The sequence below is a fragment of the Halomonas alkalicola genome (assembly GCF_030704205.1).
In the GTDB taxonomy this organism is placed as follows: Bacteria; Pseudomonadota; Gammaproteobacteria; order Pseudomonadales; family Halomonadaceae; genus Halomonas; species Halomonas alkalicola.
The window spans coordinates 2,076,711-2,088,752 of sequence record NZ_CP131913.1 but is presented as its reverse complement, the minus strand read 5'-3'; the positions used below and the strand labels follow the sequence as shown (position 1 = coordinate 2,088,752).

General features: G+C 65.5%; 13 protein-coding genes. All 13 read right to left on the bottom strand.

The window, feature by feature from the left end; genetic code table 11:
- Positions 1-136: 136 nt before the first annotated feature.
- Complete coding sequence (locus tag B6N23_RS10000) at positions 137-565, bottom strand: F0F1 ATP synthase subunit epsilon (protein WP_305498367.1); 429 nt, start codon at positions 563-565, stop codon at positions 137-139.
- 24 nt (positions 566-589) lie between these two features.
- Positions 590-1,966, bottom strand: coding sequence for a F0F1 ATP synthase subunit beta (gene atpD, locus B6N23_RS09995; RefSeq protein WP_169956211.1), 1,377 nt, complete (start codon positions 1,964-1,966; stop codon positions 590-592).
- 66 nt (positions 1,967-2,032) lie between these two features.
- A complete protein-coding gene (gene atpG, locus B6N23_RS09990; protein WP_169956209.1) occupies positions 2,033-2,914 on the bottom strand; it encodes a F0F1 ATP synthase subunit gamma in 882 nt (293 codons plus the stop codon).
- 68 nt (positions 2,915-2,982) lie between these two features.
- Positions 2,983-4,527 carry a F0F1 ATP synthase subunit alpha gene (gene atpA, locus B6N23_RS09985; protein ID WP_305498363.1) on the bottom strand — a complete coding sequence of 515 codons (1,545 nt, stop codon included), beginning with the start codon at positions 4,525-4,527 and terminating at the stop codon, positions 2,983-2,985.
- 16 nt (positions 4,528-4,543) lie between these two features.
- Entirely contained in the window at positions 4,544-5,080 is a 537-nt protein-coding gene (locus B6N23_RS09980; protein ID WP_305498361.1) for a F0F1 ATP synthase subunit delta, read from the bottom strand.
- A gap of 11 nt (positions 5,081-5,091) precedes the next feature.
- Positions 5,092-5,562 carry a F0F1 ATP synthase subunit B gene (locus tag B6N23_RS09975; protein ID WP_169956203.1) on the bottom strand — a complete coding sequence of 157 codons (471 nt, stop codon included), beginning with the start codon at positions 5,560-5,562 and terminating at the stop codon, positions 5,092-5,094.
- 76 nt (positions 5,563-5,638) lie between these two features.
- The gene (gene atpE, locus B6N23_RS09970; RefSeq protein WP_169956201.1) at positions 5,639-5,866 is read right to left on the bottom strand and encodes a F0F1 ATP synthase subunit C; all 228 of its coding nucleotides are present in this window, start codon (positions 5,864-5,866) and stop codon (positions 5,639-5,641) included.
- Positions 5,867-5,933: 67 nt separating this feature from the next.
- Positions 5,934-6,761, bottom strand: a complete 828-nt coding sequence (gene atpB, locus B6N23_RS09965) for a F0F1 ATP synthase subunit A (RefSeq protein WP_305498351.1) — start codon at positions 6,759-6,761, stop codon at positions 5,934-5,936.
- A gap of 11 nt (positions 6,762-6,772) precedes the next feature.
- Positions 6,773-7,159, bottom strand: coding sequence for an ATP synthase subunit I (locus B6N23_RS09960; protein WP_305498349.1), 387 nt, complete (start codon positions 7,157-7,159; stop codon positions 6,773-6,775).
- Positions 7,160-7,356: 197 nt separating this feature from the next.
- Positions 7,357-8,271 (bottom strand): ParB/RepB/Spo0J family partition protein, encoded by a 915-nt coding sequence (locus B6N23_RS09955; protein ID WP_305498347.1) that lies wholly within the window; start codon positions 8,269-8,271, stop codon positions 7,357-7,359.
- A 48-nt stretch (positions 8,272-8,319) separates the two neighbouring features.
- A complete protein-coding gene (locus tag B6N23_RS09950) occupies positions 8,320-9,090 on the bottom strand; it encodes a ParA family protein (RefSeq protein ID WP_302140001.1) in 771 nt (256 codons plus the stop codon).
- Between the two features lie 31 nt (positions 9,091-9,121).
- A complete protein-coding gene (gene rsmG, locus B6N23_RS09945; RefSeq protein ID WP_305498344.1) occupies positions 9,122-9,772 on the bottom strand; it encodes a 16S rRNA (guanine(527)-N(7))-methyltransferase RsmG in 651 nt (216 codons plus the stop codon).
- Positions 9,769-11,673 carry a tRNA uridine-5-carboxymethylaminomethyl(34) synthesis enzyme MnmG gene (gene mnmG, locus B6N23_RS09940; protein ID WP_110069117.1) on the bottom strand — a complete coding sequence of 635 codons (1,905 nt, stop codon included), beginning with the start codon at positions 11,671-11,673 and terminating at the stop codon, positions 9,769-9,771. Before mnmG ends, rsmG begins: the two co-directional genes overlap by 4 nt.
- Positions 11,674-12,042 lie beyond the last annotated feature (369 nt).

Below are 12,042 nucleotides of genomic sequence, written 5' to 3'. Positions count from 1 at the left end.
CTGACGCCGGGGGCGCAGAGATGGGTGAGCGGAACCAGCGGCGCGGGGCCGGCGCCCATGATAGCAGAGACGAAAACGCCCCCCGAACCCGCTATTTCACGGGATCGGGGGGCGCGCCGTCACGGCCCGGGCCGAATCAGCCCTTGCCGGCCTTCTTGCGCAGCTGCTGGATGGTACGCAGCTGAGCCACGGCCTCGGCGAGCTCGGCGGCGGCGCGGGTGTAATCCAGCTCCGCCGACTTGTCGTTGAACGCCTTCAGCGCATGCTGGCGGGCCTCCTCGGCGGAGGCCTCGTCGAGGTCACCGGCACGGGATGCCGCATCGGCGAGAATCGTCACGACCTTCGGCTGCACCTCGAGGAAGCCGCCGGAGACGTAGAAGTTCTCCTCCGCGCCACCCTCGTGGATGACGCGAATCGGACCCGGCTTGAGCTCGGTGAGCAGCGGACGGTGGCCTGCGAGGATGCCGATATCCCCCATGAGCCCCGAGGCTACCAGCTGCTCGATCTCGCCCGAGAAGATGGCCGCTTCGGCGCTGACGATGTTGCAAGTGAAGCTGTTCGCCATAGCGAATCCCCCTGATGGACGGGATTACTTCATCTGGTTGGCTTTCTCGACGGCCTCGTCGATGGTGCCCACCATGTAGAAGGCCTGCTCTGGCAGCTCATCGTACTCGCCGTTGAGAATGCCCTGGAAGCCACGGATGGTGTCCTTGAGGGACACGTACTTGCCGGGCGACCCGGTGAACACCTCGGCCACGAAGAACGGCTGCGACAGGAAGCGCTGGATCTTACGCGCCCGCGACACGGCCAGCTTGTCCTCGTCGGACAGCTCGTCCATGCCCAGAATCGCGATGATGTCCTTGAGCTCCTTGTAGCGCTGCAGCACGTTCTGCACGCCGCGGGCGGTGTCGTAGTGCTCCTCACCGACCACCAGCGGGTCCAGCTGGCGCGAGGTGGAGTCCAGCGGGTCGATGGCCGGATAGATACCCAGCTCGGCGATGGAACGCGCCAGTACCACGGTGGCGTCCAGGTGCGAGAAGGTGGTCGCCGGGGACGGGTCGGTCAGGTCATCCGCGGGCACGTAGACGGCCTGCACAGAGGTGATCGAGCCGGTCTTGGTGGAGGTGATGCGCTCCTGGAGCACACCCATCTCCTCGGCCAGGGTCGGCTGGTAGCCCACAGCGGAGGGCATGCGGCCCAGCAGTGCGGACACCTCGGTACCGGCCAGGGTGTAGCGGTAGATGTTGTCGACGAACAGCAGCACGTCACGGCCTTCATCGCGGAACTTCTCGGCGATGGTCAGGCCGGTCAGGGCCACGCGCAGGCGGTTGCCGGGCGGCTCGTTCATCTGACCATAAACCAGCGATACCTTGTCGATAACGTTGGATTCGGTCATTTCGTGGTAGAAGTCGTTACCCTCACGGGTGCGCTCGCCCACGCCCGCAAACACCGAGTAGCCGCTGTGCTCGGTGGCGATGTTGCGGATCAGCTCCATCATGTTGACGGTCTTGCCCACGCCGGCGCCGCCGAACAGGCCGACCTTGCCGCCCTTGGCGAACGGGCAGACCAGATCGATGACCTTGATGCCGGTCTCCAGCAGCTCGTTGGAAGCGGACTGCTCCGCGTAGGTAGGCGCCTTGCGGTGGATCGGCATGCGCTCCTGCTCGCCGATGTCGCCGGCCTCGTCGATGGGGCGGCCCAGCACGTCCATGATGCGACCCAGGGTCTCCTTGCCGACCGGCACGGAGATGGCGGCACCGGTGTTGACGGTTTCCATGCCGCGCTTCAGGCCCTCGGTGGAGCCCATGGCGATGGTGCGCACCACGCCGTCGCCCAGCTGCTGCTGGACCTCGAGCACGGTCTCGGAGTTCGAGACGTTCAGCGCGTCGTAGACCTTGGGAACGTCGTCCCGCGGAAACTCTACGTCAATCACCGCGCCGATGATTTGTACGATACGTCCGCTCATCTTGCGATCCTCTAAATAACCTGCCTATGAAGCCTGTGTGCCGGGAGGGCCACGCCCTCCCCGGCGCTATACGGCGGCGGCGCCCCCGACGATCTCGGAAATTTCCTGGGTGATCGCGGCCTGGCGAGCCTTGTTGTAGATCATCTCCAGGTCGTCGATCAGGCCGCCGGCGTTGTCGGTGGCATTCTTCATGGCGATCATCCGCGCGGCCTGCTCGCACGCCGCGTTCTCGACCACCGCCTGGTACACCTGGGATTCGATGAAACGAACCAGCAGGCTATCCAGCAGCGCCTTGGCATCCGGCTCATACAGGTAGTCCCAGGTGTATACGGGACCGGATTGTTCGTGGGAGTCATCCATGCCCATGTCCGCAGACAAGGGCAGAAGCTGACGGACCACCGGCTTCTGGGTCATGGTGTTGACGAACTCGTTATACACCACGTACAGGCGATCCAGGCGCCCCTCGTCATAGGCTTCCAGCATGACCTTGACGCTACCGATCAGGTCCTCGACCTCGGGCGACTCGCCCAGGCCGCTCTTCGCCGCCACGAGGTTGCCCCCGTAGTTCTTGAAGAAGCCGCCAGCCTTGGAACCCAGCGCGCAGAAATCCAGCTCGGCGCCCTCGCCACGCCACGCCATCGAGTCCTTGAGCACCGCCTTGAACAGGTTGACGTTCAAGCCGCCGCACAGGCCGCGGTCAGTGGAGACCACGATATAGCCCACGCGCTCGACGTCCCGCTCGACCATGTAGTCGTGCTTGTACTCGGGGTTGGCATCGGCAATATGGGCAACGACGTTGCGGATCTGACGCGCATAGGGCTGGCTGGCCTTCATCAGGTCCTGAGCCTTGCGCATCTTCGACGCAGCGACCATTTCCATGGCGCTGGTGATCTTCTGCGTGTTCTTGATGCTCCCGATCTGGGTGCGAATCTCTTTTGCAGCTGCCATAGCGATCTACTCCGTTCGTGGCCCTCAGACAGTTCCCGGGCCCGCCCTCGGCGGGCGGGCCTCCAGGCTTACCAGCTCTGAGTGGCCTTGAACTTCTCGAGACCCTCTTTCAGCCCTTGCTGGATCTCGTCGTTGTAGTCGCCGGTCTGGTTGATCTTGTCGAGCAGCTCGGCGTACTCGGACTTCATGAAGTCGTGCAGGGCACGCTCGAAGTCCAGTACCTTGCTGACGTCGACGTCATCCAGATGGCCCTCGTTGGCCGCGTACAGAGACAGCCCCATCTCGGCCACGGAGAGCGGCGAGTACTGCTTCTGCTTCATCAGCTCGGTGACGCGCTGACCGTGCTCGAGCTGCTTGCGGGTGGACTCGTCCAGGTCCGAGGCGCACTGGGAGAAGGCCGCCAGCTCGCGGTACTGGGCGAGCGCCAGACGCACACCGCCGCCAAGCTTCTTGATGATCTTGGTCTGGGCCGAACCACCCACGCGGGAAACCGACAGACCGGCGTTGATGGCCGGACGGATGCCCGAGTTGAACAGGTCGGTCTCCAGGAAGATCTGACCGTCGGTGATCGAGATCACGTTGGTCGGAACGAAGGCGGAGACGTCGCCCCCCTGGGTCTCGATGATCGGCAGCGCGGTCAGCGAGCCGGTCTTGCCCTTCACTTCACCGTTGGTGAACTTCTCGACGTACTCGGGGTTGACGCGCGCGGCGCGCTCCAGCAGGCGAGAGTGGAGGTAGAAGACATCACCCGGGTAGGCTTCACGGCCCGGCGGACGACGCAGCAGCAGGGAGACCTGACGGTAGGCCCAGGCCTGCTTGGTGAGGTCGTCGTAGACGATCAGGGCGTCTTCGCCGCGGTCGCGGAAGTACTCGCCCATGGTGCAGCCGGCATAGGGCGCCAGGAACTGCATCGGGGCCGGGTCGGCTGCGCCGGCGGCGACCACGATGGTGTGCTCCATGGCACCGTGCTCTTCGAGCTTGCGCACCACGTTGGCGATGGTGGACTGCTTCTGGCCAATGGCGACGTAGATACAGGTGACGCCTTTGCCCTTCTGGTTGATGATCGCATCGACGGCGATGGCCGACTTGCCGATCTGGCGGTCGCCGATGATCAGCTCACGCTGGCCGCGACCGATCGGCACCATGGCGTCGATGGACTTGAAGCCGGTCTGGATCGGCTGGTCCACCGACTGACGGGTGATGACGCCCGGGGCGACCTTTTCCACCGCGTCGGTAAGCTTGGCGTCGATGTCGCCCTTGCCATCGATGGGGTTGCCCAGGGCATCCACCACGCGACCCTTCAGCTCGGGGCCCACCGGCACCTCGAGGATGCGGCCGGTACAGCTGGCGGTCATGCCCTCTTCCAGCTGCAGGTAGTCGCCCAGCACCACGGCGCCCACGGAGTCGCGCTCGAGGTTGAGCACCATGCCGAAGATGCTGCCGGGGAATTCGATCATCTCACCGAACATCGCATCCTCGAGCCCGTGGATCTTCACGATGCCGTCGGAGACGCTGACGATGGTGCCCTGATTACGGGCTTCGGATGCGACGTCAAGCTTTTCGATACGCTGCTTGATGATGTCGCTGATCTCGGAAGGATTCAGTTGCTGCATGCCATGTCCCTCAGACTCAGGCGGTAAGGGCTTCGGCGAGGCGGTTCAATCGACCGCGCACCGACCCGTCGATGACGGTGTCGCCGGCGCGCAGGATCACGCCACCGAGAAGCCTGGGATCCACCTGAGTGGTAATGGAGATTTCGCGATTCAGGCGCTTCTTGAGCGCACCGGCGAGCTTCTGCTGCTGCTTGGCGTCGAGTTCGAAGGCCGACACCACGGTCACGTCGACGCGCTGCTCGTGGTCGGCACGCAGCCGCTCGAACTGCCCGGCGATGGCGGCCAGCGCCGGCAGGCGACGCTGGTCGGCCAGCTCATCGAGGAAACGACGCGCCGCGTCGTCCACCTTGATGTCGGCCACATCGACCAGCAGCGCCACCTTGCGCTCGTGGGTGAGCTTCGGACTGGCAACGAGTGCCTGGACGTCCCGGTTGGCCATGACCTGGCCCAGGGTGCCCAGCATCTCGGACCAGGCATCCAGCGCCTTGTGATCACGCGCATACTCGAACGCCGCCTTGGCGTAGGGCCGTGCGACGGTAGATGTTTCCGCCATGGATCACCTCCTCACAGTTCGGCAGCAAGCTTGTCGACCAGCTTGCGGTGTGCCTTTTCGTCGATGGAGGCTTCCAGAACACGCTCGGCACCCACGATCGCGAGGCGCGACACCTGAGCGCGAAGCTCTTCCTTGGCGCGATTGATCTCCTGATCGATCTCGGCGCGGGCGCTGGCCACCAGGCGCTCGCCCTCTGAGCGAGCCTGCTCGCGAGCTTCCTCGACGATCTGCGAGGCACGCTTGTTGGCCTGCTCGAGGATCTGTGAGGACTGCTCCTTGGCTTCGCGCAGGGTCTGAGACGCCTGTTCTTGAGCGAGCTCGAGGTCACGTGACGCACGGCTGGCCGCGTCGAGGCCGTCGGCGATCTTCTTCTGGCGCTCGTGAAGCGCAGAGCTGATCGGCGGCCACACGTACTTGATGCAGAACCAGACAAAGATCGCAAAGGCGATCGTCTGCCCGATAAGCGTCATGTTGATATTCACGGGTAAGTACCTCTGACTGGTTCGTGGCGACCGGGTAGAAGCGAACCGAGCGCCCTAGAGGCGCTCGGTTGGGCCATTAACCGGCAACGACGAAGATCAGGTACATCGCAATACCAACGCCGATCATCGGCACGGCGTCGAGCAGGCCGGCCATGATGAAGGTACGGGTCTGCAGCTGGTCGCTCATTTCCGGCTGACGCGCGGTGTTGTCGAGCAGCTTGCCACCCAGCATGGCGAAACCGAAGCCGGTGGTCAGGGCGCTAACGCTGATGATCAGGGCGGCGGCAATGTAGACGATTTCCATGGTAGTACTCCTGGTAGATTGAATTACAAGGGTTTAGGGGTTGGTTTGGTGAAGCGTTGCTCGGGTCTCAGTGGTGCTCGTGTGCGGCGCTCAAGTACACGATGGAGAGCGTCGTGAAGATGAAGGCCTGCAGCGAGACGACGAGGATGTGGAAGATGGCCCACGGCACGTCCAGCAGCCAGATGGCCCAGAAGGGCAGCAGAGCGATCAGGATGAAGATCACCTCACCGGCGAACATGGCGCCGAAGAGACGGAAGCCAAGGCTGATCGGCTTAACCAGCAGACCAACGATCTCGAGGATCAGGTTGAAGGGGGCCAGCAGCCAGGTATTGAAGGGGGTGAGCGCGAGCTCCTTGGCGAAGCCGCCAACGCCCTTGACCTTGCAGCTGTAGTAGATGATCAGCAGGAAGACGCCGATGGCCATGCCCAGGGGGGCATTGATGTCGGTGGTGGGGACGATCTTCATGTACTCGAAGCCCAGCTTGCCGAACATCTCGGGGAAGTAGTCCACCGGGATCAGCTTGAGGCTGTTCATCAGCAGGATCCACATGAACAGCGTCAGCGCCAGGGGCGCAATGCTGGGGTTCTTGCCGTGGAAGGTGGAGCGGGTGAGGTTCTCGATGAACTCCACCACGATCTCCACGGCGTTCTGCAGCCCGCCGGGCACGCCGGTGGTGGCCATGCGACCGGCCTTGTGGAAGACCCACAGGAACAGCGCCCCCATGGCGATCGACCACCCCATGGTGTCCAGGTGGATCGCCCAGAAGCCCATCTCGGTGGCTTCGGCGGAGGTGCTGGCCAGCGACCAGCCGTTTTCCGGATGCCTGCCAAAGGTCAGGTTCTGGAGGTGGTGCTGTATGTAATAAATGGCGGTCACTTCGTTTTCCGCTGCCATACTGCGCTTCCTCAGGTTCGTGGGGGTGACCCCTCACTTACCAGCCAGGGACTCAGCCAGTGCGTGAGTTGGGCCGCCACATATGCGACAAAGAATAAAGCTGGGTTTGAGGGAGGCACTGTGACGAACACGATCACGAACAGTGCCACCGTCAAACCGAACTTGCCCGCTGCCGCCTGGTAGAAACTCATGACATTCCGGCGCCCGCGATACAGCCCCCGCCACACGAAGTAGAGCGATGGCAGCAGGCTGACCAGCCCGCCCAGCAGGGCCGATGCCGCGCCTTCGGCCCCTGCCTGCCAGAGCCCCAGCAGGGCCACCAGCAGGGCGGCAAGCCCCTGGGCAAGGAATAGCCGCGTGAAGTCCAGCTGCCGGCGAGCGGCGTTGGCTCTGTGCATCGTGTCGACATCCTGGCCGCGCAATCCGCGGGACGACTTTGCCGCTGCTATCCTGCCTAGGTTCAGGCAAACACCGGCGGATTATAGGGAAGGGCTATCGGAGCTTCAACAGAACGGCCTGGGAAATTCCCGGCTTCGGTCCTCCCTTGCGACCAAAGGTGCAGGGATTGTCAACAGACACCCCCCTGCCGTTTTGCCTAGCGGATGTGCTCGAGAATGCCGTCTAGCTCGTCGAGACTCGAGTAGCGAATGGTCAGCCGCCCCTTGCCACCGCGGCCGTGCTGGATCTGCACCGGGGCACCCAGCAGTTCGCCCAGACGCGTCTCCAGACGCGCCACATCGGGGCTCGCCACAGGCTTCTCGGTTCGCTTTGGGTCGCCGGCGACGAGTCGTTTCACCAGCGCCTCGGTATCGCGCACGGTGAGGTCCTTGTGGACCACCTCGTGGGCCGCCTTGCGCTGCTTGGCGCCGGAGAGCCCCAGCAGGGCCCGGGCGTGGCCCATGTCGAGGTCGCCGCGCTCCAGCAGGGTCTGCACCTCGGGGTCGAGCGCCAGCAGGCGCAGCAGGTTGGCCACCTGGGCCCGGGACTTGCCCACGGCGTCGGCGACCTGCTGCTGGGTTAGCTCGAACTCCTCCAGCAGCCGCTTCAGCGCCAGCGCCTCTTCCACCGGGTTGAGGTTCTCGCGCTGGATATTCTCGATCAGGGCCAGGGCCAGGGCGACCTCGTCGCTCACCTCGCGGATCACCGCGGGGATCACGTCCAGCTCGGCCAGCTGGGCGGCGCGCCAGCGCCGCTCGCCGGCGATGATCTCGTAGCGCTCCTCGCCGACGGGGCGCACCACGATGGGCTGCATCACACCTTGGGCGCGAATCGAGTCGGCCAGCTCTTCCAGGGCTTCAGGCTGGATATCGCGGCGCGGCTGGTACTTCCCGCGGGTCAGCTGGTTCAGCGGCAGGCGCTCGAGGCGCTCCCCCGCATCCGGCGCCTGCGCGACCGGGGCCTCGTCGACCCCCTCGCCCTCCATCTCGGGCAGGTCGAGGCTCTCACGGCGACGGGCGCCGGCCCCAATCAGCGCATCCAGTCCACGTCCCAGGGCGCGTTTACGCGTCATCGACACTCCCTCATCACAGCGTTTGCGGCATGCAGACGCCGGATGTCATCACAGCGACAGCCGGCGAATCAGTTCCTTGGCCAGCACCCGGTGGGCCTGGCTGCCCCGCGAGAAGCGGGCATACTTGGTCACCGGCAGGCCGTGGCTGGGCGCCTCGGCCACCCGCACGTTGCGCGGAATGGTGGCCTTGAGCAGGGTATCGCCGAAGTAGTCGCGCAGCTGCTTGGTGACGTCGCGAGTCAGGCTGTTGCGGGCATCGAACATGGTGCGCAGGATGCCGTAGACCTCGAGCCCGGGATTCACGCTGTCCTTGATCTGCTCGACGGTATCGAGGAGCGCCGAGAGCCCCTCCAGGGCGTAGAACTCGCACTGCAGCGGGATCAGCACCCCGTGGGCCGCGGTGAGGCCGTTGACGGTGAGCATGTTGAGCGACGGCGGGCAGTCGATCAGCACCACGTCGTATTCGCCGGCCACATCGGCCAGCGCCCGCTCCAGGCAGCGCTCGCGTCCGGCCTCGCGGTCGAGCAGCGCCACCTCGGCGGCGGTGAGGTCGCCGTTGCCCGGCAGCAGCGCATAGCCCGCCTCGGGACAGTCGAGGATCACCTCGATGGCACCGCGGTCGCCCAGCAGCACGTCCAGCACGCTGCCGTCCAGCTCATGCTTGTCCACCCCGCTGCCCATGGTGGCATGCCCCTGGGGGTCGAGGTCCACCAGCAGCACGCGGCGATCCAGCGCCGCCAGGCTGGCGGCGAGGTTGACCGCGGTGGTGGTCTTGCCGACGCCACCCTTCTGGTTGGTCAAGGCGATGATCTTGGTCACGGGCAACTCCCTTGCTGGGAAACGCGGGTTGTCATGGGCGCGAGCCATCGGCCTGGTGCTCGAGGACCACCAGCAGCCGGCTGCCGACCTCGAAGGGCACCTCCAGGGCGTGCCGGGCGACCGGCACCACGCCCTCCGGCACGCCGGCCAGTTCGTCATCCACCGCCGGGCCCTTCATGGCCAGCCAGTGGCCGCCGGGGGCCACCAGCGGCAGCGTCAGGGCGACGAAGTCGCCGAGGCTGGCGAAGGCCCGGGAGATCACCTGGTCGAAGCGCCCCTCGAAGGCCTCGACCCGGGCCTGCACCGGGGTGACGTTGGTCAGGTCAAGCTCCATCACCGCCTGGCGCTGGAAGCGCACCTTCTTGCCGTTGCTGTCGAGCAGGCTCACCGCGAGCTCGGGCCTGAGGATCGCCAGCACCAGGCCGGGAAAGCCGGGTCCGGCCCCCACATCGAGCAGGGTCGGCCCGGTCACGAAGGGCAGCACGGCGGCGCTGTCCAGCAGGTGGCGAGCGACCATCTCATCGGGCGAACGTACCGCGGTGAGGTTATAGGCGCGGTTCCACTTGTGCAACAGGCCGACCAGCGCCAGCAGGCGCCGACGCTGCTCGGCGTCCACGGCGATCCCCAGCCGTTCGAGCCCCTGGTCGAGACGCGCTTCGACCCGCGTATCCGCTTGGGTCATGCGCTGGCCGCCCTGTGGTCATCGAGCAGGCGCCGCTTCTTGAGATGGATCAGCAGGATCGAGACCGCCGCCGGGGTGACCCCGGAGATGCGCGAGGCCTGGGCCAGGGTCGCCGGCTTCGCCTCGGCGAGCTTCTGGCGAATCTCGTGGGAGAGCCCCTCGACCCGCGCGTAATCGAGATCCAGCGGCAGGGGGGTGGCCTCGTGGCGCTTGAGCCGGTCGATCTCCTCCTGCTGACGGTCGATATAGCCCTGGTACTTGGCCTGGATCTGCACCTGCTCGGCGACGCTTTCATCGGCCACCGGCTCGCCCGGCAGACCGGGCAGAGCGGCGACATCGTCATAGCCGAGCTCCGGACGCTTGAGCAGGTCCATCAGGCTGTATTCCCGGGAGAGCGCCTTGCCGGTCTTCTCGGCCACGGCCTCGGCGGCCGCCGTGCCGGGCTGCACCCAGCTGGCACGGAGCCTGGCGCTCTCGGCGTCGATCGCCTCGCGCTTGGCGCTGAAGGCGGCCCAGCGGGTCTCGTCCACCAGCCCCAGCTCGCGGCCCGCCTCGGTCAGGCGCAGGTCGGCGTTGTCCTCCCGCAGCAGCAGCCGGTACTCGGCCCGGGAGGTGAACATGCGGTAGGGCTCCTTCGTCCCCAGGGTGATCAGGTCGTCCACCAGCACCCCGAGGTAGGCCTCGTCGCGGCGCGGCCACCAGGCCGCCAGCCCCTTGGCCCGCCGGGCGGCGTTGAGCCCCGCCAGCAGCCCCTGGGCGCCGGCCTCCTCGTAGCCGGTGGTGCCGTTGATCTGCCCGGCGAAGAACAGGTTGTGGATGAATTTCGTCTCCAGCGAGTGCTTCAGGTCCCGCGGGTCGAAGAAATCGTATTCGATGGCGTAGCCGGGCCGCGTGATATGGGCGTTTTCCAGCCCCCTGATCGAGCGCACCACCTCGAGCTGCACGTCGAAGGGCAGCGAGGTGGAGATGCCGTTGGGGTAGAGCTCGTGGGTATCCAGCCCCTCCGGCTCGATAAAGACCTGGTGGCTCGCCTTGTCGGCGAAGCGGTGCACCTTGTCCTCGATGGAGGGGCAGTAGCGCGGCCCGACGCCCTCGATGACGCCGGAGTACATCGGCGAGCGGTCGAGGTTGGCGAAGATGATCTCGTGGGTGCGCGCATTGGTGTGGGCGATATGGCAGCTCACCTGGCGCGGGTGCTGGGCCCGACTGCCCAGGAAGGACATCACCGGGGTGGGGGTGTCACCGGGCTGCTCTTCGAGTACCGAGAAGTCGAGGCTGCGTGCATCCAGCCTGGGCGGGGTGCCGGTCTTGAGGCGGTCGACCCGGAACGGCAGGGCGCGCAGGCGCTCGGCGAGACGATTGGAGGGCGGGTCGCCGGCGCGGCCGCCGCGGCTCTGCTCGAGGCCGATATGGATCACCCCGCCGAGGAAGGTGCCGGTACACAGCACCACGGTCTCGCCGAGGAAGCGGATCCCGGTCTCGGTGACCACGCCGCGGACGGTGTCGCCCTCGACGATCAGGTCGCCGGCGGCCTGCTGGAAGAGCGTCAGATTGGGCTGGTTCTCCAGCATGCCGCGGATCGCCGCCTTGTAGCGCACCCGATCCGCCTGGGCCCGGGTGGCCCGTACCGCGGGACCCTTGCGGGCGTTGAGCACGCGGAACTGGATACCGCCGAGATCGGTGGCCATGGCCATGGCGCCACCCAGCGCATCGATCTCCTTGACCAGATGGCTCTTGCCGATCCCGCCGATGGCGGGATTGCAGGACATCTGCCCGAGGGTCTCGATGTTGTGGGTCAGCAGCAGGGTCTGACAGCCCATGCGGGCGGAGGCCAGGGCGGCTTCGGTTCCGGCATGGCCTCCGCCGATGACGATGACGTCAAAGCGGTCGGGGTAATCCAAGGTGCACCTCGTTGGCGCCGCGGCGCCGTCTTCCGGTCGGGGGATGAAATCAGCCCGGCAGTATAAACCCCCTGTGGGTAATCGTCAGGGTTTTCCACACCGCCTTCGCCCTTCCCTGTGGCTTCCCTCTCCCTAACATTAAATATCAATATATAAAGAGAGAAGTTCTGCTGTGGTAGTAACTACTGGTGTGGACAAAAACAGTGGATAACCCACAATACCCTTTTGATATCAATGCTCTGTATTGTTGACCAAAGGCGGGACAAGAGGGTGACTGCCTGCGCACATGCCGTCCTGAGCCTGTGGATGGAATGGCGACTTGCCCACAGCGGGACTCCTGCACGGCTTGTCCACCGCCGGGTACCTGTC